This is a genomic window from Microbacterium sp. ER1 (assembly GCF_023383675.1).
In the GTDB taxonomy this organism is placed as follows: Bacteria; Actinomycetota; Actinomycetes; order Actinomycetales; family Microbacteriaceae; genus Microbacterium.
Map to the genome: position 1 here is coordinate 149,240 of NZ_QCXO01000133.1, position 20,318 is coordinate 169,557.

Below are 20,318 nucleotides of genomic sequence, written 5' to 3' on the forward strand. Positions count from 1 at the left end.
AAAGCGGGGTCTCGGGGTCAGGAGATCGTGAGGAGCTGGTGGCCGGCGGAGACCGTGGTGCCCGCGGCGGCGTCGATGTTGCCCACCACGCCGTCCTTGTGCGCCTGCAGCGGCTGCTCCATCTTCATCGCCTCGAGGACGACGACGAGGTCGCCCTTGACGACCTGCTGCCCCTCCTCGACCGCGACCTTGACGACCGTGGCCTGCATCGGCGACTTCACCGCGTCACCGGACGCACCGGCGTTGGCGACCGTGGCGTGGCTGCGGCGCGACGGCGGGACGGCCGCCGGGCGGCCGGTGGTGCCGGGCGCGACCGCGACGCGATCGGGCAGGCTGACCTCGAGGCGCTTGCCGCCGACCTCGACGACCACGGTGTGCCGGGCGTTTGCCGGAGCCGGCGCCTCGAGCTCGCCGTCCCACGCGGGGATGTCGTTGTCGAACTCGGTCTCGATCCAGCGCGTGTACACCCCGAACGTCCCGTCCTCGGCCGTGAAGGCGGGGTCGCGGACGACCTTGCGGTGGAAGGGGATGACGGTGGGCAGACCGGCGACCTCGAACTCGTCGAGGGCCCGACGCGCGCGCTCCAGGGCCTCGGCGCGGTCCTTGCCGGTGACGATGATCTTGGCGAGCAGCGAGTCGAACGCGCCGGACACCGCGTCCCCGGCGGTGACGCCGGAGTCGAGGCGGATGCCGGGGCCGCCGAAGGTCTTGAAGACGTGGATGGGGCCGGGCTGGGGGAGGAACCCGCGACCCGGGTCCTCGCCGTTGATGCGGAACTCGATGGAGTGACCCTGCGGCTGGGGGTCGTCGTAGTCGATCGTGCCACCGGCGGCGATGCGGAACTGCTCGCGGACGAGGTCGATCCCGGTGACCTCCTCGGACACCGGGTGCTCGACCTGGAGGCGGGTGTTCACCTCGAGGAAGGAGACCGTGCCGTCGGCGCCGATGAGGAACTCGCACGTGCCCGCGCCGACGTAGCCGACCTCCTTGAGGATGGCCTTGGAGGCCGAGTAGAGCTTCTCGTTCTGCTCGGGCGTGAGGAACGGGGCCGGTGCCTCCTCCACGAGCTTCTGGTGCCGGCGCTGCAGCGAGCAGTCGCGGGTCGAGATGATGACGACGTTGCCCTCGGCGTCGGCGAGGCACTGGGTCTCGACGTGGCGGGGCTTGTCGAGGTACTTCTCCACGAAGCACTCGCCGCGGCCGAAGGCGGCGACGGCCTCGCGGGTGGCGGATTCGAACAGCTCCTCGACCTCGTCGAGCTCGCGGGCGACCTTGAGGCCGCGTCCGCCGCCGCCGTAGGCCGCCTTGATCGCGATCGGCAGACCGTACTCCTGGGCGAAGGCGACGACCTCGTCGGCACCGGAAACCGGGCCGGGGGTGCCGGGCGCGAGGGGCGCGCCGACCTTCTCGGCCACGTGGCGGGCGGTGACCTTGTCGCCGAGCGCCTCGATCGCCTCCGGGGAGGGGCCGATCCAGATCATCCCGGCGTCGATCACCGCGCGCGCGAATTCGGCGTTCTCTGCGAGGAAGCCATAGCCGGGGTGCACGGCGTCGGCACCGGCGCGGCGGGCGACGGAGAGGATCTTCTCGATCTGGAGGTACGTCTCGGCGCTGGTCGCGCCACCGAGCGCATACGCCTCGTCGGCCAGGCGCACATGCAGCGCGTCCCTGTCCTGGTCGGCGTAGACGGCGACCGAGGCGATCCCGGAGTCACGAGCGGCACGGACGATGCGGACGGCGATCTCGCCGCGGTTGGCGACGAGCACCTTCGCGATTTCAGGCATGGTTGCCAGCCTAGCGAGTAGCATCCCGATACTTTTGACGACTCTCGACAAGAAAGAGGGAAAAACGTGGAGGGGAGTCTACGACCACAGATCCGTCCACCGGACCCCGAGGTCGGCGGTGAGGCGGCGCACGGTGGACAGCGACATGCCCACCACGGTGGAGGGATCGCCCTCGACCCGGGTGATGAAGGCGCCGCCGAGGCTGTCCACGGTGAAGGCCCCGGCGACGTGCAGCGGTTCCCCCGATGCCACGTACGCGGCGATCTCCTCATCGCTGATGTCCTCGGCGAACGTCACGGCGGCCTCCGCGACCGCGGCCGCCTCGACGAGAGCCGCGCCGGGGGAGACACGGAACACGGAGTGCCCGGAGTGCAGCACCCCCGTGGCGCCGCGCATCTCCTGCCACCGGCGCGTGGCTTCCTCCGGCGTGTAGGGCTTGCCGTACACCCGCTCCCCGAGCGCGAACATCGAGTCCCCGCCGATGACGATGCCGTCGAACGCGCCCTCGGCGGCTAGCCGCTCGGCGACGGCCGCGGCCTTGGCGCGGGCGAGCAGCAGCACCAGGTCGGCGGGTGCGACGGGACCCATGCGCTCCTCGGCCGCGGCGGCGAGGGCGTCCTCGTCCACCTCCGGCGACAGCGTGAGGGGTTCGATGCCGGCCTGACGCAGCAGCATGAGCCGGGCGGGGGAGGTGGAGGCGAGGCAGACGCGCATGGAGACCACCGTATCCTCGAAGGATGACTTCCTCCGCAGCCGACGTGCTCGATCTCGACATCACCGGCATCGCCCACGGAGGCACGTTCATCGCCCGTCACGAAGGCCGTGTGATCTTCGTCTCGGACGCGATCCCGGGCGAGCGCGTCCGTGCCCGCCTGCTGGATCCGTCCCCCGCCGCCGGGGAGCCGGACACCCGGAGCTTCTGGCGCGCCGAGACGCTCGAGGTCCTCGACGCCTCCCCGCATCGCCGGCCGCACATCTGGCCGGAGGCGGACGTCGCGCACGACCCCGCCCAGCGACCCGGCGGCGCCGACCTCGGGCACATCGAGCTCGACCACCAGCGCGCGCTCAAGCGACAGGTGCTGGCGGAGGCGTTCGACCGCTTCGCCGGTCCCGGACTCGACGCCCCGGAGATCGAGGCCGTGGAGTCCGGCGACGGGACGGGGTGGCGCACGCGGGTGACCCTGCACGTCGACGATGCCGGGCGGATCGGTCCCTTCGCCGCCCGCAGCCACCGCGTCGTGCCGGTGTCGACCTACCCGCTCGCCCGCCCCGCGATCGCCGAGGCCGCCCTGGCCCTGCAGGGCGAGAAGCCGGGGCGCATCGAGCTCGTGGAGCCCGCGGACGGTCGCGTGCGCATCCTCCGGCACCCCGAGGCCGAGCGCCGGGCGCCCAGGGACCGCCGCCCCCGGCCGAAGCCCGAGGTGGTGCAGGAGCGCGTCGGCGACCGCACGTTCGACGTCGACGCCGGCGGGTTCTGGCAGGTGCACCCCCGCGCCGCCTCCGTCCTCGACGGCGCCGTGTACGGGCTGCTCGACGGACACGTGGAGCCGGACGCGACGCACTACGACCTGTACGGCGGAGTGGGCCTGTTCGCGCGGACTCTCGCGGATCTCGGCGGCACCGACGTCGTGACCGTCGAATCCAGCCGCCGCGCGACGCAGCACGCCGCCGCGAACCTCGCCCCGCTCGACGTGACCGCCGTCACGGCCCGGGTCGACCGCTTCCTGCAGCAGCCGCGGCGCGGGGGCGCGACGGGGGCGGTGGTGCTCGACCCGCCCCGGTCCGGCGCCGGGCGCGCGGTCGTGGAGGGCGTGCATGCGCTGGCTCCGTCCGCGATCGCCTACGTCGCCTGCGACCCTGTCGCCCTCGCGCGCGACCTCGGTACCTTCCGGGGCCTGGGGTGGCAGGTCGACGCGCTCCGCGGGTTCGACCTCTTCCCGCATTCGCATCACTTCGAGGTCGTCGCCCTGCTCACCCGGTGAGCGCATTCCCGGCCCCCGGTCCGCGACTCACTAGGCTGTGGGCATGAGCACCGTCGCCCTCATCGACGACCACGAGTCCGTCCGCCTCGGCCTCGAGGCCGCGTGCGCCAGGGACGGGCAGACCGTCGTGTTCACCGGGAGCACGGTCGGCTCCTACCTCGTGTGGCGGTCCTCCACGGGTGCCCCGCCGGCCGACGTCGTCGTGCTCGACCTGACGCTGGGGGACGGGACGACGGTGACGGAGAACGTCGTGTCCCTCGTCGCCGACGGCGCCAGCGTCGTGATCCACAGCGTCGCCGACCGGCCCGCAGCGGTACGGGAGGCGCTGGCGGCGGGGGCGGCCGGTGTCGTCAGCAAGTCGTCGGCCCTCGACGACGTGCTGGACGCGATCCGCACCGTGGCGCAGGGCGAGGCGCTGAACAACGTCGAGTGGGCGAGTGCGGTCGACGGCGACCGCGCGTTCGCCGATGCCCAGCTGTCCAGCCGCGAGCGGGAGGTGCTGCGTCTGTACGCGACGGGCCTGCCGCTGAAGGCCGTGGCCGAGCGTCTCGGCGTCGCGTACTCCACGGCGAAGGAGAACATCACCCGGATCCGGGTGAAGTACGTCGAGGTCGGTCGGCCGGCGCCCACCAAGGTCGATCTGCTGCGGCGCGCGATGGAGGACGGCATCGTGACGGCCGACGGGGCGCCGAGTGCCCGCTGAGCCGCTGAGCGTCCGCGACGCCTGGAGCAAGATCCCTTCTCCCGGCAGCGCGGAGAACGGCTTCGAGCGGTTCACCGGCAAGCGGATGGAGCGCATCCTCGCGATCGTCGTCGCCCTGGGGTCGGCCGTGCTCGGAGCGCAGGCGCTGATCGCGGCCGTGCAGACGATGTCCCGCGCGGACGCGCCGCACATCTCGATGCTCGTCGCCGTCTTCCTACCGCTGACCGCGATGCTCGTCGCCTGTCTGGTCGGACGCGGCGTGCGCCTGGCCGCGGGGGTGTTCGCCGTCGTGTACGTGCTCGCGCTCGCAGCGTGGCCCGTCGTCGTCGACCCCACGGACAAGGTGGCGGGCGACCAGCCGTGGATCTTCTTCCTCGTGAACGTGGGCGTGGTGGCGGCGATGCTGGCCTTCCCCGTGCGGTTGCAGTTCGCATGGGCCGTCGGCGTGCCCTTCGTCTACGGGTACGTGCGTCTGGTGCAGGGGGAGTTCTCCCGGGAGTTCTGGGTGACGACGGCGTTCGACGTCTCCTTCACGCTGATCCTCGGCGTCGTGATCGTGTCGCTCGGCTGGATGTTCCGTTCGGTCGCCGCGGGCGTGGACGAAGCGCGGGGGACGGCCGTGGCCTCGTATGCCACGGCGGCCGCGGCCGCGGCTGCGGAGGAGGAGAGGGTCGCGATGTCGGCCCTCATGCACGACAGCGTCCTCGCGGCTCTCATCGCCGCCGAGCGCGCGGAGGGCGAGCGGGCACGGGAGCTCGCCGTGGCGATGGCCAGGGAGGCCCTCACGCGGCTCGCGAACACCGAGGCGGCGGTCGCGGAGGAGGGCAGCGACGAGCCGGTGGGGGCCGCGCAGATCGTCGTGGAACTGCGACGAGCACTCTCCGAGCTGGGCGCGGACGCCATCGTGGAGGAGCGCGGCGGCAGCGGCCTCGTCCCGGGGCGGGCCGCGCGGGCCCTCGTGCTCGCCGCCCGCCAGGCGATCGGGAACGCCGTCGCGCACGCCCACGGTCGTGGTCTGCACATCCTCGTCGTCGGTCACGGTGACGAGGGCATCGCCGTGACGATCTCGGACACCGGCGGCGGCTTCGACGTTGACGCCATCGGTCCCGACCGGCTCGGCATCCGCGCCTCGATCCTCGCCCGCATGGCCGGTGTGGCCGGGACCGCGCACATCTCCTCGGATGCGGAAGGCACCGTCGTGACCCTGGGGTGGGAGCGCTCATGAACCGGACCGTCCGCAGCGTCGCCACCTCGCTCGCCGTCGGCTTCGCGCTGTACTTCGTCGCCCGCGGGATCTGGTGGATCGAGCAGCCGACGGCTCCGCTGCTCATGGTCCTCGCCATCGCCGTGTACCTCGTGGTGGTGAACATCGCGATCCTCGGGAGTCCGGTCACGGTGCGCATGCCGTTGTGGTCGGCGCTCCTCGCCCTCGGAGCGAGCGCGGTCATCCCGGTGCTGGTCACCCTCTCGCTGGATCCCGACGATCGGACGGCGCCCTTCGCCACCTGGTACATCGGAGCCCTGGGGTTGCTCGGCATCGTCTGCGTGGTCCGTCGCCGCGCGTGGGCGGGCTGGGCGACGCTGGTCGTGCTCGTCGTCGCCGCCTCCGCCGCCCTCGGGTTCGGAGTGGCGTTGAACCTCGGCGTCGTGGGGTCGATCATGTGGGTCGCGGTCGCCCAGCTCCTGGTGATGTTCTGGGACCGCGCCGTGAGCGACACGGAGCGCCTGTCGGAGATCCAGCAGGCGGTGTCGGCCTGGCACGCGACGCAACGGGTGCGCCAGCGCGAGCGCCGCCTCCGTACCCAGTTCGCCCTCGCGGTCGCCGGCCCCGTCCTCAGCCGGGTGGTGGCGTCACGCGGCCAGCTCGACGAGGACGAGCGGCTGGAGGCGCGGCTCGCCGAGGGGCGCCTCCGGGACGAGCTGCGCGGGGCGGACCTGCTGAACGACGACGTCCGCAACGCGATCGATGCCGCCCGACGTCGCGGCGCCTCGGTGACCGTGTTCGACGAGGGCGGACTCGACGGCGTCGACGAGGGCCGCCGCATGGAGATCCGCGACGAGCTCGCGTCGGTGCTCCGCAGCGCCGGGACGGGGCGCATCATCATCCGCTCCGCACGAGACCCGCTCGTCGCCGTCACCGTCGTCGGTCGCGCGGGTCTGCGGGCATCGGACGACGATTCCGTGGACCTGTGGCACGAGATCACGAGGGAGCGGCGCGGGACGACGTCGGACGCGCGGAGATGAGAGTGGGCGAGGGGCGGCGAATCCGCCTGCCCCTCGCCGTGCGGACAGTTACCCGAAAACCGTCCGCTGGTGGCCGATCAGCGTCTGTCTACCCTGGGACAGAGAGACCAGCCGAACGCGAAGCGTCTCCTCTAGTCTGCGGTCCCGAGCAACGGTTGTCTGTAGGTATTTTGGGGGACAAGATCCGGGCCGGAACTCAGCCGGCGAAACGTCCCCAGGGGATGTCCCGGCGCAGGGGCCGGCGCAGCGGACGCTGCGTACGGGTCCACGCGGAGACCCGCGGCTCCTCGACCGTTGCCTCCGCCTGCTCGTTCGTATAGGCGTCCCCCAGCACCGCGATGAGGGCAGCGAGCTCCTCCTCGGTCGCGGTGCCGCGGGTGACCTCCAGCATCACGGGCGCAGGCGCCGCCCCGTCGACGGCGGGTTCCTGGCCGCTCACAGCGGGATGTTCCCGTGCTTCTTCGGGGGCAGCTCGGCACGCTTGCCCCGCAACGCCCGGAGAGCCTTCGCGATGGCCACCCGCGTGTTCGCCGGCTCGATGATCCCGTCGAGCTCGCCGCGCTCGGCCGCGAGGAAGGGCGAGGCCACGTTGTACGTGTACTCGTTCGCGAGGCGCGTGCGGACCGCCGCCACGTCCTCGCCCGCTTCCTCCGCCTTGCGGATCTCCCCGCGGTAGAGGATGTTGACGGCGCCCTGTCCGCCCATCACGGCGATCTCGGCGGTCGGCCAGGCGAGGTTCACGTCGGCGCCGAGCTGCTTCGACCCCATGACGATGTACGCGCCGCCGTACGCCTTGCGGAGGATGACGGTCACGAGCGGCACGGTGGCCTCCGCGTACGCGTAGAGGAGCTTGGCGCCGCGGCGGATGACGCCGGTCCACTCCTGGTCGGTGCCCGGGAGGTAGCCGGGGACGTCGACGAGGGTCACGATGGGGACCGAGAACGCGTCGCAGAAGCGCACGAACCGGCTCGCCTTCTCGCCGGCCTCGATGTTGAGCGTTCCGGCCATCTGGGACGGCTGATTGGCGATGATGCCGACCGAGCGGCCCTCGATGCGTCCGAAGCCGATGACGATGTTCGGCGCGAACAGCGGCTGCACCTCGAGGAAGTCGCCGTCGTCCACGACGTGCTCGATCACGGTGTGGATGTCGTACGGCTGGTTCGGGGAGTCCGGGATGAGCGTATTGAGCGTGCGGTCCGCGTCGGTGGTCTCGAACTCGAACGCGCTCTCGTAGGAGGGCAGCTCCGCCATGTTGTTGTCCGGCAGGAAGCCGAGGAGCGTGCGGGCGTAGTCGATCGCGTCGTCCTCGTCCTCGGCCAGGTAGTGCGCGACACCGGAGCGGGTGTTGTGCGTGTAGGCGCCGCCGAGCTCCTCCATGCCGACGTCCTCGCCGGTGACGGTCTTGATCACGTCGGGTCCGGTGACGAACATCTGGCTGGTCTTGTCGACCATGATGACGAAGTCGGTGAGGGCGGGGGAGTAGACCGCGCCGCCGGCCGCCGGGCCCATGATGATCGAGATCTGCGGGATCACGCCCGAGGCGCGGGTGTTGAGGCGGAAGATCTCGCCGTACTTGCCGAGGGCGACGACGCCCTCCTGGATCCGCGCGCCGCCCGAGTCGAGGATGCCGATGCAGGGCATGCCGCCCGCCAGGGCGAACTCCATGATCTTGACGATCTTCTCCCCGGCGACCTCGCCCAGCGAGCCGCCGAAAGTCGAGAAGTCCTGCGAGTACACGGCGACCGTGCGGCCGTGGATGGTGCCGACGCCGGTCACCACGGAGTCGCCGTACGGACGCGAGCGATCCATGCCGAACGCGGTGGTGCGGTGCCGCACGTACTCGTCGAACTCGACGAAGCTGCCGGGATCGACGAGGAGTTCGATGCGCTCGCGGGCGGTCATCTTGCCCTTGGCGTGCTGCTTCTCCTTCGCCTTGGCCTCGGCGTCGACGACGGCCTCGGTGTAGCGAGCGCGCAGGTCCGCGATCTTTCCGGCGGTGGTAAAGGGGTCGGGCTTGTCCGTCACGGATTCCACCCTAGCGTCGGCTCCGCGCCGTCCGTTGGATGATCGGCACAACGGGGCGGCGGATCCTTTGGCGAGGTGCGCGCTCGCTCACCCCGCGGTCGTGTCGGAACCCGGTCGCGGCGGCAACCCGTGATCGCCATCGGCGGGACCGGCGTCGAGTTCTTCCGTGGGGTGCTCGCGTCGGCGACCGGCGATCTCGCCGACCCGGTGCCCGACCCATTCCGCGCCGCGCGCCACGGTGCCCGCGGCTCCCGCGACCGCGTTGCCGGCGTAGCGCGCTCCGCGCAGCATCCGCAGCTCGACCTTCTCGGCGCCGGGCACGGGCTCCAGCTCCGCGGGGAGGGTGAGCGGTGCGGCTCCGAAGGCCCGGTGCGAGGTGGTGAGGACCCGGCGTCCGAGGATGTGGTTGCCCGCGCCGCCGATCGCCGCACCGATCCCGAACGGCATCGCCTTGCCGAGGAACGATGCCCCGCCCTTGGCCGCGAACTGCTTCACGAACATCCCCTTGAGCTGGTCCACGAGCGGTCCCACGGCGGCGCGGGGGAGCGACTTCGTCACCAGCTCGCCCCAGTACGCGGATCGGCTGCTGCCGCGGCCGGTGACCTGCCGGGCGAGCTGTCCGACGAGGTCGACGCCCTCCTTGCCGAGCATGAGGGTCATGACGAGAGCGCGTGCGCGGTCGGGGTTGCCGACGGCGATGCCGTGCACCTCGGCGACCGACTGCGCGAAGAGGGCGGTGGATTCCACGAATCCCACCGTTTCGACGCCGGAGAGGGCGAGCGTGATGCCCGTGCCGATACCGGGGACCACGGCGGTCGCCCCCACCGCGGCCCCGCCCGTCGTGACGGCTGCGAGATAGCGGCGCTCCAGGATCCGGATGATCTCGTCGGGGGTCGCGTGCGGGTTGCGCAGCCGGATGCTGCGGATGTGGGCGAGGACCAGCGGGCGCTGGATCGAGAGCACCCGATCGAGCCCGCGGACCATCATCGGGTGCTCGGGGGAGCCGACCGGGGGCACGCCCTTGTCCCACGGGGCGTCGTCCGGCAGGGAGTGGATCTTGTGCACCTTGGGGGCCATGTGCCGATCCTATGAAGCGCGACCGCGAAAACACCGAGAGCCCCGGTCCGTGGCGGACCGGGGCTCTCGGAGGGGAGCGTCACACGAAGAGGTTCGCTCGCTCCAGGTCTTCCGCGAAGTCGACCTCGACCGCGTACAGGTCGGAGACGTCCATCGGCTCGAGCAGCAGGCCGTCCTCGGCGATCGCCAGCTCGAGACCGCGCTCAAAGTAGTCCTGATCCTCGACCCGCTGCAGCTGGCGCATGAACGCCTTCTTGAAGCCGGAGGAGATGTAGTTGATGCCGACCGCCTCGCCGAGGCCGCCCGTGACGGACTTCGACAGCTCCTTGATGAAGCCCTCCGCGGTGACGGTGTACTTCACCTCTTCGTCGCTGACCTTGGCGGTGTTGACGGTGACGAACGACTGGTCCCGCTCGATGTACGCGGCCGCGCGGCCGAGGATCATCGGGTCGAAGACGACATCGCCGTTCATCCACAGCACACCGCTCCTGCCGGTGGCGCTCAGGGCGCGCAGGAGGCTCTTCGAGGTGTTCGTCTCGTCGTAGCGGTCGTTGTGGACGTAGTTCACGGAGGGGAAGGCCTCGATGATCGTCTCCGCGCGGTAGCCCACCACCGTGGTGATGCGGGCGTCGGAGCCGAAGGCGGCGCGGATGTTGTCGTGCTGCTGGCCCATGATCGTGCGGCCGTCGCTGAGCTCGGTCAGCGGCTTGGGCAGCGCGCGGCCGAGGCGGGAGCCCATGCCCGCGGCGAGGATGACGGTCTGAAGAGTCACGAATACTCCTAAAGGAAGTTGTGTTCACGGCCGGTTCACCGACCAGACACTTCGTCGTGCCGGGAATCATGGTAGCGATTCCCCCTGGAAAGCCCGGGGCCAGGTGGGCCCCGTTGCCATTTCGTGACCGAGTACACACGCAACGCACAGGGACGACAACCCCCTTGCAAAACCGGCGGAGAAGGGGTTCGGGCGGCGGAATCGCGCGTGGGGCCTTGGCTCTCAGCCACCCGTTGATACCGTAGGACGGTGACTTCCTCCCCTGATGACCCCACCCCCCAGGCAGAGGGAGCCGAGACTCCGGCCGAGGCCCCCGTGCCCGTTCGGAAGCCGGCCGCCAAGAGGCCTGCCTCGTCCTCTGCCGCCGCGAAGAAGGCGGCCGCGACCTCGACCGCCGGCACGTCCGCCGCGGACGCGTCGACGGCGAAGAAGAAGACCGCAACGAAGACTTCCGCGGCGAAGACCCCTGCGGCGAAGACCACGAACACGAAGACGACGAGCGCGAAGACCGCGGCCTCGACGTCCACCGCTGCGAAGTCCCCGGCGGCGAAGTCCCCGGCGGCGAAGACCACGGCGGCGAAGACCGCGAGCGCGAAGTCGCCTGCGGCGAAGGCCACCGGTGCGACGTCGACCTCAGGCAAGACCGCGGGTGCGAAGGCCGCTTCGGCGAAGACCACCACGACGAAGTCCTCCACGACGAAGTCGTCCACGACGAAGTCGTCCACGACGAAGTCTTCCGCGGCGAAGAAGCCGGCCGCCGCGCCGACCAAGGCCGCGGCCGAGAAGGCAGCCCCCTCGTCCGAGGTCGTGGTGGAGCCCACGCCCGCAGCGAGCGTGGATCCCGCCGCTGCGCGCACGGCCTCCGCAGCCCGAACGGCCGCGATGAAGAACACCGCGGCGCGCACCACCGGCTCGAAGCGTCCGTCCGCGACGACCACGAAGCCGAGCACGGCTGCCGCCAGGACGACGGCCGCCAAGACGGCTGCGGCCAAGGCCGCGGCGGCGAAGACGGCCGCCGCGAAGGCATCGGCGGCCAAGACGACGGCCAAGACCACCGCCGCCAAGACCGCGGCGGCGAAGGCGGCCGCGGCCAAGGCGGCTGCCGCGAAAGCCGCGGAAGCACAGGTCGCGGACGCCGAGGCCGCTGCGGAGACGCAGCCGGAGGACTCCGGCGCCGTGTCGTCGCCGACCGCGTCCGCAGAGGCCACCGACAACGACACCGACACCGCCTCAGCCGAGACGGCGTCGGACGACGGAACCGCCGAAGCTGCGACGCGCGTCGAGGACCCCGCGGTCACCGAGGACCGTGCCACGGAGCCCGCCGTCGAGGTGTCCGACACCGCTCTGCCGGTGACGACGGAGCCTGCACCGGAAGACGGCCGCGTCGCGGAGGTCGAGATCGTCGAGGTGGTCGACGCGGTGATCGCCGAGGAGCCGCCGGCAGAAGCCGATGACGACGCGGCGGCGGAGCCCGGCACCGAGGCCATCCGCATCCGCGGCCTCGTGAAGCAGTTCGGCGAGAACCGCGCGGTCGACGGTATCGACCTCACGGTGCCCGCGGCCTCCTTCTACGGCATCGTCGGGCCGAACGGCGCCGGCAAGACGACGACCCTGTCGATCGTCGCCGGCCTTCTGCGCGCCGACGAGGGCAGCGTCCTCATCTGCGGCATCGACCAGGCGACCGACCCGCTCGCCGCGAAGCGCGTGATGGGCGTGCTGCCCGACCGGCTGCGCACCTTCGACCGCCTCACCGGGCGTCAGCTGCTCTACTACTACGGACTGCTCCGCGGGCTCGCCGCCGACGTCATCGAGAAGCGCACCGGCGACCTCGCCAGGGCCTTCGACCTCGGCGACGCCCTGAACCGGGTGGTGTCCGACTACTCGGCCGGCATGACGAAGAAGATCATGCTCGCGGGCGCGATGATCCACTCGCCCCGCGTGCTCGTCCTCGACGAGCCGTTCGAGTCCGTCGACCCCGTGTCGTCCGCCGTGATCCTCGACATCCTGCGGGCGTACGTGTCGCACGGTGGCACGGTGATCCTGTCGAGCCACGGCATGGACCTCGTGGAGCGCGTGTGCTCCCGGGTGGCGATCATCGTGAACGGCGAGGTGCTCGCCGAGGGCACGATCGACGAGGTGCGCGCGGGTCAGACGCTCGAGTCCCGATTCGTGGAGCTCGCGGGCTCCAGCGGCGAGGTGGAGGGGCTCGAGTGGCTGCACACATTCTCCGACTGAGGTTCGCGCTCCTCCTGGGCGCCCTGCGCGGGGAACACCGGGTGCGCACCCTGCTCTCCTTCGGCGCGGTGATCGCGGTCACCGTGGTGGTGTGCGTGGCGGTGTTCAGCCTCGGCGGCGCCCCCGTCCCGGTATCCAAGGCGGTGACCGTGCTCGGCGGGGCGGCCGTCCTGCTCGGCTTCCTCGTGGGGCCCCTGCTCGTGGGGGCCGTCGACCAGCTCGATCCGCGGCGCTTCGCGGTGTTCGGCGTCGACGAGCGGAAGATGCCCTGGGTGCTCGCGATCGCGTCGCTCGTCAGCGTCCCGAGCCTCGCACTCCTCGCGGTCTACATCAGCGTGACCGTCGTGGCGATCAGGGCCGGCGCGCCGTGGCTCCCGGCCGTCCTCCTGGCGCTGATGGGGCTGCTGTCGACCATCCTCCTCTCGCGGGTCGGGATGGCGCTCAACGCGCTCCTGCTTCCGGAGCGCCGCTCCCGGGAGCTGACCGCGCTGTTCGCCCTCGCCCTGATCGTCATCGCGTTCCCCGTCGCGGTGTTCCTCGGCTCCCTCCGCTGGGACGGCGAGGTGCCGGCATCACTGGCGACCCTGACCTCCGTGATCGGCTTCACCCCGCTCGCGGCCTCGCCGGCGGCGATGTTCGCGGCGGCGGAAGGGGAGACGGCCGCGGCCTGGGTCAGCGGCCTGGTGGCCGTCGTCACCCTGGCGCTGCTGTGGCTCGCCTGGACGTGGTTCGTGCGTCGCCTGCTCACCACGACCGAGCGTCCGGTGGCGGCACGGGAACGGAGCGGACTCGGCTGGTTCGGTCTCCTGCCCTCGAACGCCTTCGGCGCCATCGCGGCCCGGAGCCTGGTGTACTGGCTGCGCGACCGCCGGTACATCATGAACATCATCGTGGTGCCGGTGGCGGGCGTGCTCACCGTGTTCCCCCTCATCGTCGCGGGTGTGCCGGTCGAGATCGCCGCCCTCGTGCCCGTGCCCGTCATGGCCCTGTTCTTCGGCTGGCTGCCCCACAACGACGTCGCCTACGATTCCACGGCTCTGTGGACCCACGTCGCGAGCGGCGTCCGCGGTCTTCCCGACCGTCTCGGGCGCCTCGTGCCGGTGCTGCTCGTCGCCGTCCCCGTGCTGGCGATCGCGGTGCCGCTCTCGCTGCTCCTCGCCGGTCGGTGGAGCCTCCTCCTGCCGCTCGTCGGTCTCGGAGCGAGCCTGCTGTTCAGCGCCCTCGGGATCTCCAGCGTGGTGTCCGTGGTCGCGCCCTACGCGGTCTCCCGCCCGGGGGACAGCCCGTTCCAGCAGCCGCAGCGGCCGACGTCCCGCGGCGTGTACGGCCCCGCGGCGGCGTTCCTCGGCGCGATCGCGCTGAGTGTGCCGACGATGTGGCTGTTCGCGGCGAGCATCGTCGCCGATTCCGGCTACGCGCCCGCCGCGTTCTGGGTCGGCATCCTCACCGGGATCGCGGTGTTCCTCGGGGGAGCCGTGCTGGGCGGCCGCATCTTCGAGCGCAGCGGCGAACGTCTGATGGAGTTCGTCGAGACCGCGTGAGACCGCCCCGCCGAGGGGGAGACGCGGCTAGAATCGCGGGATGAGTACTCCGCTGGACAGCCCCGATCAGGGCGGCGTGGCAACGCTTGATCGCGAACTGGAAGAACTCCTCCGCGAGGAGAACATCGAACCGGGCGATCACGAGCGCTTCTCGCACTACGTCAAGAAGGACAAGATCCTCGAGTCGGCGATCACGGGCAAGCCCGTCCGCGCCCTCTGCGGCAAGAAGTGGACGCCGGGCCGCGACCCCGAGAAGTTCCCGATCTGCCCGACGTGCAAGGAGATCTACGAGTCGATGGTCCGCTGACCCCGGTCAGTCGGCCTCGACGTAGACCGTCGGGATCGCGGGGTCGGACTTGCTGAGCGCGAGGGCGCGCACCGGCAGCTCTTCGCGGACGCGCAGGTGGTGCGCGCGGGCAGCGGCGGTCCCTGCAGCACCCTCGAAGGCGCTATCGATCTCCCCGCCGTCGACGAGGGTCACCTGGAGCGGGCGTCCGTCCGGGTGCTCGGCAGGCGTGTCGAGTGCTTCGAACCCGTCGGAGACGACGACCGTCTCCGCCGCGGCGACTCCGTCGCTGAGCGTGCGGAACGCCGCCTTGCGGCCGCCGAACGAGGCCTTGTCGGCGGATCCCTTGGCGACCCCGATCCACGAGCCGTCGGCATCCTGCCGGGCCACGAGCTTGTAGACCATGCTCGCGGTGGGATAGCCGGAACCCGTCACGACGGACGTGCCCACGCCGTACGCGTCCACGGGCGACGCGGCGAGAGCGGCGATCGCGTACTCGTCGAGATCGCTCGTGACCGTGATGCGGGTCTCGGTGGCGCCGAGCTCGTCGAGCTGTGCGCGCACCTCTGCGGCGACGATCGGGAGGTCACCGGAGTCGATGCGGACGCCGCCCAGCCCGGTCCCGGCCACCCGGATCGCGGTCTCGACGCCGGTGCGGATGTCATAGGTGTCCACGAGGAGGGTGGTGTCCACGCCCATGCTCTCGACCTGCGCGCGGAAGGCGTCCTCCTCGCTGTCATGCAGCAGGGTCCACGAGTGGGCGGCGGTGCCCATGGTCGGGATGCCCCAGGAGCGACCGGCCTCGAGGTTGCTCGTGGCGCCGAAGCCGGCGATGTAGGCCGCCCGCGCCGCGGCCACGGCGGAGCGCTCCGCCGCGCGGCGCGAGCCCATCTCGGCGAGCGGTCGCTCCCCGGCAGCGATGCTCATGCGCGCGGCGGCGGTGGCGACGGCGGAGTCGTGGTTGAGCACACTCAGCGCCAGCGTCTCCAGGACCACCGCGTCCGCGAACGAACCCTCGACCGTGAGGATGGGCGACCCGGGGAAGTAGAGCTCGCCCTCGCGGTAGCCGCGGATGGTCCCGGTGAAGCGGTAGCGCTCCAGGGAGGCGAGGGTCTCGGCGTCGACGACGTGCTCGTCGCGGAGGAAGCGCAGCTCGTCGTCCCCGAAGCGGAAGTCACGAAGCAACCCGAGCAGCCGCCCGGTGCCGGCCACGACGCCGAAACGGCGTCCGCCGGAGAGACGCCGGGAGAAGAGCTCGAAGACGCTCGGTCGGGACGCGGTGCCGTCCCGGAGCGAGGCGGCGAGCATCGTGAGCTCGTAACGGTCGGTGAGCAGCGCCGTCGACGTGGTCATGCGCTCAGCTTAGTGAGCGCCGCGATGCACGCGGCGCCGCGCACGCGGGTAGGCTTGGGGGTCATGAACGACGCGCCGATCGGGATCTTCGACTCCGGTGTCGGCGGGCTCACGGTGGCCAGGGCCATCCGGGCCCAGCTGCCCCGCGAATCGTTCGTCTACATCGGCGACACCGCCCACTCGCCGTACGGCCCCAAGCCCATCGCCGACGTGCGCCGCTACGCGCTCGAGGTGCTGGACACGCTGGTCGACCAGGGCGTGAAGATGCTCGTGATCGCCTGCAACACCGCGTCCGCGGCCATGCTGCGCGATGCGCGCGAGCGCTACGACGTGCCCGTCGTCGAGGTGATCGGTCCGGCCGTGCGACGCGCGGTGTCCACGACGAGGAACGGCCGGGTCGGCGTGATCGGCACCGTCGGCACCATCGGCTCGCGGGCCTACCAGGACATGCTCGAGGTGAACGAGCGCCTGCAGGTGTTCACGGCGGCCTGCCCCCGGTTCGTCGAGTTCGTCGAGGCCGGCGTGACCGGGACCCCCGAGGTGCTCGCCGTGGCCGAGGAGTACCTCGCGCCGCTGCGGGAGGCCGACGTGGACACGCTCGTCCTCGGCTGCACGCACTACCCGTTCCTCCGTGGCGCCATCAGCTACGTCATGGGGGAGGGCGTGACCCTGGTCTCCAGCGACGACGAGACCGCGGGCGACGTGTACCGCCAGCTCGTGCGCGGCGATCTGCTGGCGCCGCCCGACGCCACCGCGACCTACGTGTACGAGGCCACGGGCGACTCCGCCGACGACTTCACGGCGCTCGCGAACCGGCTCATGGGCCGCGAGGTGCGCGACGTGCAGCTCGTCCAGACCGGCGTCATCACGCTTCCCGATTCCGCCCTCGACGCGCGCTGAGCCCGTCGCTCCATCCCCGACCGAGAGAAGCACATGACCGACATCGTCCGCGCCGACGGCCGTTCCACCTCGCAGCTCCGCGAGATCACCATCGAGCGCGGCTGGAGCGCGCAGGCCGAGGGCTCGGCTCTCATCAGCTTCGGCGGGACGAAGGTGCTGTGCACCGCCTCGTTCACGAACGGCGTGCCCCGGTGGCTCACCGGCAAGGGCAAGGGCTGGGTCACGGCGGAGTACGCGATGCTCCCGCGCGCGACGAACAGCCGCAACGACCGGGAGAGCGTGAAGGGGCGCATCGGCGGCCGCACGCACGAGATCTCCCGCCTCATCGGACGCGCTCTCCGCGCCGTCGTCGACACCAAGGCGCTGGGCGAGAACACCATCGTCATCGACTGCGATGTGCTCCAGGCCGACGGCGGCACTCGCACGGCGGCGATCACCGGCGCCTACGTCGCCCTGGCCGATGCCATCGAATGGGGCCGGGACAAGAAGTTCATCGGCAAGAACTCGACGCCGCTGCTCGACTCGGTCTCCGCGGTGTCGGTCGGCATCGTCGACGGGGAGCCGATGCTCGACCTCGCCTACGTCGAGGACGTGCGGGCCGAGACCGACATGAACGTCGTCGTGACCGGCCGCGGCCTGTTCGTCGAGGTGCAGGGCACGGCCGAGGGAGCGCCGTTCGACAAGCGCGAGCTCGACGCGCTCCTCGACCTCGGGGTCGCCGGCTGCGCGGAGCTGAAGGACCGGCAGCTCGCCGCTCTGGCGGGAGCCTGAGCATGCGCGTCGTCCTCGCGACCCACAACCCGCACAAGGTCGCGGAGTTCCAGCAGATCGTCCAGCAGACGCGGCCCGACCTGGAGGTCGTCGGCTATGACGGTCCCGAGCCGGTCGAGGACGGGGTGACGTTCGCCGAGAACGCGCTCCTCAAGGCGCGAGCGGCCGCCGCGCACACCGGCCTCGCGGCGCTCGCCGACGACTCCGGCATCTGCGTGGACGTGCTCGGCGGGTCGCCCGGGGTGTTCTCGGCGTACTGGGCAGGACAGAAGAAGGACGCCACGGCGAACCTGGAGCTGCTGCTCGACCAGCTGCGTGACATCGCCGACCCGCATCGCTCGGCGCACTTCACCTCGACCATCGCCCTCGTCCTCCCGGACGGTCGTGAGCACGTCGTCGAGGGGATCTGGCCCGGACGCCTCGCCCACGAAGCCTCCGGGGGCGGCGGTTTCGGCTACGACCCGATCTTCATCCCGGACGGCCAGCCCGACGGCGCGGAGCGCACCGTGGGGGAGTTCACGGCGGAGGAGAAGCAGTCGCAGTCGCATCGCGCCCGCGCCTTCACGGCGCTCGTGCCGCTGCTCGCCGCGCTCTGAGGATCCCGCAGAAGAACCCCTGCTGACGGTGAGAATCGTTACTGTTCCCGACTAGGCGGAAACGGCCTCTCCGCACCCGATGCCGGGCTAGCCTGGGGGCATGCACGATCACGCGCCCGCGCCCGGCGGTCTCCGTTCGGCGAGCAGCCGTCGCCTGCTCGCGATCTCGCTGACCCTCACGGCGACCGTGATGATCGTGCAGGTCGTCGGAGCCCTTCTCACGGGCTCGCTCGCGCTGCTCGCGGACGCCGCGCACATGTTCACGGACGCCTCGGCGCTCGTGATCGCCCTCATCGCCGCGACCGTTGCGGCGCGTCCTGCGGACGACCGCCGGACGTTCGGCTACCAGCGGGCCGAGGTGTTCGGTGCCCTCATCAACGCGGTCATCCTCATCGCCCTCGCCACCGTCGTCGCCGTGCAGGGGGTGCAGCGGCTGCTGAACCCCTCCGAGGTCGAGGTCGCGGGCGGGCTCATGCTCGTCGTCGCGGTCGTCGGCCTCGTCGCCAACGCGGTGTCGATGTGGCTGCTCAGCCGGGCCCAGCGCACGAACCTGAACGTGCGGGGCGCCTACCTCGAGGTGATGGGCGACCTGCTCGGGTCGCTCATGGTCATCATCGCGGCGGGCGTGATCCTCGTGACAGGCTGGATGCCGGCCGACGCGCTCGCCTCGCTGTTCATCGCGGCGATGATCATCCCGCGGGCGTTCGTGCTGCTCAAGGAGGTGTTCTCCGTGCTCGCCGAGTCGGCCCCGAAGGGCATGGCCGTCGGCGAGATCCGCAGCCACCTGCTCGGCTACGACGGCGTCGTCGGGGTCCACGACGTGCACGTGTGGCAGCTCACCCGCGGGGCGCCCGTCTTCACCGCGCACGTCAGCGTGCGACCGGACCTGCTGGCGGACGGCCGTTCGGCGGCCCTGTTGTCGGAGATGCAGGCGTGCCTCGCGGATCACTTCGACGTCGCGCACTCCACGTTCCAGATCGAACCGGCCGAGCAGAGCGACTGCGAACCGCACCACGCGTGAGCGGCGCGCCGCTCACGCCTCGACGGTGATCTCGTCGACGGTCTTGTCCGGGCGCAGACCTCGCCAACGCGCGTGCCGGAGGATGCCGTCCGGCGTCCAGTTCGCGAACTCCACCTCGCCCACGAGCTCGGGTCGCACCCACAGGGCGTCGGAGGCATCGGGTCGAGGGACGCCGTCGAGCGGTGCGCGCGGCACGCGCAGCGGTTCCAGGCGGGCGAGGAGATCGCGGAGGATCCGGTCGGTGAATCCGGTGCCCACGCGGCCGATGTAGCGGAGGTCGCCGCCCTCCGGGACCGCGAGGAGGAGAGAGCCGAGAGTGCCCTCCCGCTCGCCCTTTCCCGGGCGGATGCCGACGATCACCGCCTCCTGCATGCGGGTGTTCTTGAGCTTGAGCCAGGAGGGCGAGCGCTGGCCGGAGCGGTACCGCGACGCCGGATCCTTCACGACGACGCCCTCCAGACCGAACTCCTCGCTCGCCGCCAGCGCCGCGTCCACGTCGTCGAAGACGGGTGGGACCTGGATGGGCGCGTCGACTCCCGCCACGATGTCGCCCAGGAGCGTGCGGCGCTCGCGGAGCGGCATCCCGGTGAGGTCGTGGCCGTCGAGGCGGAGCAGGTCGAACAGCATGTACACGACCGGTGTGCGCACCACCTCACGCTCGATCTCCCGGGGCCGGGTGAGGTGCATGCGGTTCTGCAGCAGGGAGAAGCTCGGCCGGGCGGCGCTGTCGAAGGCGACGATCTCCCCGTCGACGATCGCCTCGTCGACCGGGAGGAACGGGGCGCCGTCGGCCGTCAGCTCGGGGTAGCGGGCGGTGATGTCGGTGCCGCGACGGGCGTGCAGCGACATGTGCCCGTCGCGCCAGGTGCCGATCGCACGGATGCCGTCCCACTTCACCTCCACCCAGGACGGGGTGCTGAGGTTTCGAGCGATCGCGGGGGTGCCGTTCTCGGCGAGCATCGGTGCGAGGGAGGGGAGGGTGGCCCCGGCGGGTGACGGTGCGGGCGCGGCGAGCGGCCGTCCGCGGC

Annotated in this window: 20 protein-coding genes; 11 read left to right on the plus strand and 9 right to left on the minus strand. The window is 71.5% G+C overall.

The genetic code is table 11. From position 1 onward, the window contains the following. Positions 1-17: 17 nt before the first annotated feature. Both BV453_RS08500 and BV453_RS08505 read right to left on the minus strand, forming a co-directional pair. The gene (locus BV453_RS08500; protein ID WP_083370892.1) at positions 18-1,784 is read right to left on the minus strand and encodes a biotin carboxylase N-terminal domain-containing protein; all 1,767 of its coding nucleotides are present in this window, start codon (positions 1,782-1,784) and stop codon (positions 18-20) included. Positions 1,785-1,862: 78 nt separating this feature from the next. Beyond that, positions 1,863-2,498: a nucleoside triphosphate pyrophosphatase gene (locus BV453_RS08505; protein ID WP_249521364.1), complete on the minus strand. Its 636-nt coding sequence runs from the start codon at positions 2,496-2,498 to the stop codon at positions 1,863-1,865. A 23-nt stretch (positions 2,499-2,521) separates the two neighbouring features. On the opposite strand from BV453_RS08505, the gene BV453_RS08510 reads away from it, so the two are divergent. Genes BV453_RS08510 through BV453_RS08525 form a run of 4 tightly spaced genes read left to right on the plus strand, consistent with a single transcriptional unit; the run spans position 2,522 to position 6,713 of the window. Beyond that, positions 2,522-3,766 (plus strand): class I SAM-dependent RNA methyltransferase, encoded by a 1,245-nt coding sequence (locus BV453_RS08510; protein WP_025105331.1) that lies wholly within the window; start codon positions 2,522-2,524, stop codon positions 3,764-3,766. A 43-nt stretch (positions 3,767-3,809) separates the two neighbouring features. Next, complete coding sequence (locus tag BV453_RS08515; protein ID WP_060923517.1) at positions 3,810-4,469, plus strand: response regulator transcription factor; 660 nt, start codon at positions 3,810-3,812, stop codon at positions 4,467-4,469. Further along, positions 4,459-5,694: an ATP-binding protein gene (locus tag BV453_RS08520; protein ID WP_025105329.1), complete on the plus strand. Its 1,236-nt coding sequence runs from the start codon at positions 4,459-4,461 to the stop codon at positions 5,692-5,694. Before BV453_RS08515 ends, BV453_RS08520 begins: the two co-directional genes overlap by 11 nt. Then, positions 5,691-6,713 carry a hypothetical protein gene (locus BV453_RS08525; RefSeq protein WP_025105328.1) on the plus strand — a complete coding sequence of 341 codons (1,023 nt, stop codon included), beginning with the start codon at positions 5,691-5,693 and terminating at the stop codon, positions 6,711-6,713. The genes BV453_RS08520 and BV453_RS08525 overlap by 4 nt, the downstream gene beginning before the upstream one ends. A 196-nt stretch (positions 6,714-6,909) precedes the next feature. Here the strand turns inward: BV453_RS08525 and BV453_RS08530 are convergent, their stop codons facing one another. The 5 genes from BV453_RS08530 to BV453_RS08550 all read right to left on the minus strand — a co-directional run bounded on the left by BV453_RS08530 (position 6,910) and on the right by BV453_RS08550 (position 11,537). Further along, positions 6,910-7,152 (minus strand): acyl-CoA carboxylase subunit epsilon, encoded by a 243-nt coding sequence (locus tag BV453_RS08530; protein WP_308195714.1) that lies wholly within the window; start codon positions 7,150-7,152, stop codon positions 6,910-6,912. Then, positions 7,149-8,738: an acyl-CoA carboxylase subunit beta gene (locus BV453_RS08535; protein WP_374209026.1), complete on the minus strand. Its 1,590-nt coding sequence runs from the start codon at positions 8,736-8,738 to the stop codon at positions 7,149-7,151. The genes BV453_RS08530 and BV453_RS08535 overlap by 4 nt, the downstream gene beginning before the upstream one ends. A gap of 87 nt (positions 8,739-8,825) precedes the next feature. After that, positions 8,826-9,815, minus strand: coding sequence for a hypothetical protein (locus BV453_RS08540; protein ID WP_249521365.1), 990 nt, complete (start codon positions 9,813-9,815; stop codon positions 8,826-8,828). A gap of 79 nt (positions 9,816-9,894) precedes the next feature. Then, positions 9,895-10,587 (minus strand): NTP transferase domain-containing protein, encoded by a 693-nt coding sequence (locus tag BV453_RS08545; protein ID WP_249521366.1) that lies wholly within the window; start codon positions 10,585-10,587, stop codon positions 9,895-9,897. A gap of 35 nt (positions 10,588-10,622) precedes the next feature. Beyond that, entirely contained in the window at positions 10,623-11,537 is a 915-nt protein-coding gene (locus tag BV453_RS08550) for a hypothetical protein (RefSeq protein ID WP_249521367.1), read from the minus strand. Between BV453_RS08550 and BV453_RS08555 the strand changes: the two genes are divergently transcribed. From BV453_RS08555 to BV453_RS08565, 3 genes are read left to right on the plus strand one after another with little or no spacing between them, the layout of a single operon-like run. Further along, positions 11,470-12,822, plus strand: coding sequence for an ABC transporter ATP-binding protein (locus tag BV453_RS08555; RefSeq protein ID WP_249521368.1), 1,353 nt, complete (start codon positions 11,470-11,472; stop codon positions 12,820-12,822). The genes BV453_RS08550 and BV453_RS08555 overlap by 68 nt on opposite strands. Next, the gene (locus tag BV453_RS08560) at positions 12,798-14,363 is read left to right on the plus strand and encodes a hypothetical protein (protein WP_249521369.1); all 1,566 of its coding nucleotides are present in this window, start codon (positions 12,798-12,800) and stop codon (positions 14,361-14,363) included. The genes BV453_RS08555 and BV453_RS08560 overlap by 25 nt, the downstream gene beginning before the upstream one ends. A 40-nt stretch (positions 14,364-14,403) precedes the next feature. Continuing rightward, on the plus strand, positions 14,404-14,670 hold the full coding sequence (locus BV453_RS08565) for a DUF3039 domain-containing protein (protein ID WP_025105320.1): 267 nt from the start codon (positions 14,404-14,406) through the stop codon (positions 14,668-14,670). Positions 14,671-14,676: 6 nt separating this feature from the next. Here BV453_RS08565 and BV453_RS08570 read toward each other — a convergent pair whose 3' ends face one another. Beyond that, positions 14,677-16,002 carry a nicotinate phosphoribosyltransferase gene (locus BV453_RS08570; protein WP_249521370.1) on the minus strand — a complete coding sequence of 442 codons (1,326 nt, stop codon included), beginning with the start codon at positions 16,000-16,002 and terminating at the stop codon, positions 14,677-14,679. Positions 16,003-16,065: 63 nt separating this feature from the next. On the opposite strand from BV453_RS08570, the gene murI reads away from it, so the two are divergent. From murI to BV453_RS08590, 4 genes are all read left to right on the plus strand, one after another. Continuing rightward, positions 16,066-16,902 carry a glutamate racemase gene (gene murI / locus BV453_RS08575; RefSeq protein WP_060923537.1) on the plus strand — a complete coding sequence of 279 codons (837 nt, stop codon included), beginning with the start codon at positions 16,066-16,068 and terminating at the stop codon, positions 16,900-16,902. 33 nt (positions 16,903-16,935) lie between these two features. Then, a complete protein-coding gene (rph, locus tag BV453_RS08580) occupies positions 16,936-17,673 on the plus strand; it encodes a ribonuclease PH (protein WP_025105317.1) in 738 nt (245 codons plus the stop codon). Between the two features lie 2 nt (positions 17,674-17,675). Then, entirely contained in the window at positions 17,676-18,269 is a 594-nt protein-coding gene (rdgB, locus tag BV453_RS08585; RefSeq protein WP_085605999.1) for an RdgB/HAM1 family non-canonical purine NTP pyrophosphatase, read from the plus strand. 100 nt (positions 18,270-18,369) lie between these two features. Then, positions 18,370-19,290 carry a cation diffusion facilitator family transporter gene (locus tag BV453_RS08590; RefSeq protein WP_249521371.1) on the plus strand — a complete coding sequence of 307 codons (921 nt, stop codon included), beginning with the start codon at positions 18,370-18,372 and terminating at the stop codon, positions 19,288-19,290. Between the two features lie 12 nt (positions 19,291-19,302). On the opposite strand, the gene ligD is transcribed toward BV453_RS08590, so the two are convergent. Beyond that, positions 19,303-20,318: non-homologous end-joining DNA ligase (gene ligD, locus BV453_RS08595; RefSeq protein WP_249521372.1), on the minus strand; the 1,016-nt coding region annotated here is incomplete at its 5' end.

What these genes read in the sequence shown, in the direction of transcription:
- BV453_RS08500 (WP_083370892.1), bottom strand. Translation starts at nt 1,784, where the DNA reads ATGCCTGAAATCGCGAAGGTGCTCGTCGCCAACCGCGGCGAGATCGCC.
- BV453_RS08505 (WP_249521364.1), bottom strand. Translation starts at nt 2,498, where the DNA reads ATGCGCGTCTGCCTCGCCTCCACCTCCCCCGCCCGGCTCATGCTGCTG.
- BV453_RS08510 (WP_025105331.1), top strand. Translation starts at nt 2,522, where the DNA reads ATGACTTCCTCCGCAGCCGACGTGCTCGATCTCGACATCACCGGCATC.
- BV453_RS08515 (WP_060923517.1), top strand. Translation starts at nt 3,810, where the DNA reads ATGAGCACCGTCGCCCTCATCGACGACCACGAGTCCGTCCGCCTCGGC.
- BV453_RS08525 (WP_025105328.1), top strand. Translation starts at nt 5,691, where the DNA reads ATGAACCGGACCGTCCGCAGCGTCGCCACCTCGCTCGCCGTCGGCTTC.
- BV453_RS08540 (WP_249521365.1), bottom strand. Translation starts at nt 9,815, where the DNA reads ATGGCCCCCAAGGTGCACAAGATCCACTCCCTGCCGGACGACGCCCCG.
- BV453_RS08555 (WP_249521368.1), top strand. Translation starts at nt 11,470, where the DNA reads ATGAAGAACACCGCGGCGCGCACCACCGGCTCGAAGCGTCCGTCCGCG.
- BV453_RS08565 (WP_025105320.1), top strand. Translation starts at nt 14,404, where the DNA reads ATGAGTACTCCGCTGGACAGCCCCGATCAGGGCGGCGTGGCAACGCTT.
- BV453_RS08570 (WP_249521370.1), bottom strand. Translation starts at nt 16,002, where the DNA reads ATGACCACGTCGACGGCGCTGCTCACCGACCGTTACGAGCTCACGATG.
- murI (WP_060923537.1), top strand. Translation starts at nt 16,066, where the DNA reads ATGAACGACGCGCCGATCGGGATCTTCGACTCCGGTGTCGGCGGGCTC.
- rph (WP_025105317.1), top strand. Translation starts at nt 16,936, where the DNA reads ATGACCGACATCGTCCGCGCCGACGGCCGTTCCACCTCGCAGCTCCGC.
- rdgB (WP_085605999.1), top strand. Translation starts at nt 17,676, where the DNA reads ATGCGCGTCGTCCTCGCGACCCACAACCCGCACAAGGTCGCGGAGTTC.
- BV453_RS08590 (WP_249521371.1), top strand. Translation starts at nt 18,370, where the DNA reads ATGCACGATCACGCGCCCGCGCCCGGCGGTCTCCGTTCGGCGAGCAGC.